1 protein-coding gene is annotated in these 598 nt (G+C 46.5%); it reads left to right on the top strand.

Translation table 11 applies throughout. The annotated features are described in order from the left end of the window. Positions 1–2: 2 nt before the first annotated feature. Positions 3–598, top strand: a 596-nt coding sequence (locus R7R78_RS27880; RefSeq protein ID WP_225474822.1) for a transcriptional regulator, incomplete at its 3' end; no start/stop codon positions are given.

The following is a 598-nucleotide window of genomic DNA, read 5'->3' as shown; positions in this document are numbered from 1 at the left end:
AAATCATCTTGAGATCTTACGAAGCGGTCGTGGACGGTATCGCGAGCCTGATCGGTCCGTTTTGTGAAATCGTTCTTCACTCTCTAGAAGACTTAAATACCTCTGCAATCAAAATCGCCAATGGCGAAAACACCGGCCGCCAAGTAGGTTCGCCTATTACTGACTTAGCGCTAAAAATGCTGAAAGACATTGAAGGCTCTGAGCGTAATTTCTCACGTTCTTACTTCACACGTGCCAAAGGCGGCGTACTAATGAAGTCAATCACTGTTGCGATCCGCAACGGGGAAAATCGTGTGATTGGTTTGCTGTGTATCAACGTGGATATGGATGCACCGATGCAGGCGTTTTTAAAGGCAATGCTGCCTCAGCAACACACCGAGTGTTGTGTTGGTGGAGCTCGCTCACCAGAAACGTTTGCGCGTAATATCGATGAAACCATCATCAGTACGATAGAAACCGTGCAAACAGAAGTGTGGGAAAATGAAGCCATTGCGCCTTCTAAACGCAACCGTGAATTGGTGACGCGACTGCATGGCCTAGGCATTTTTAAATACAAAGATGCTGTTTTAATGGTTGCAAACCATCTTGGTATATCGCG

It is taken from the genome of Vibrio sp. 2134-1 (genome assembly GCF_033339495.1).
The sequence above is the reverse complement of the archived record's forward strand: the minus strand, read 5'-3'. Positions and strand labels throughout refer to the sequence as shown.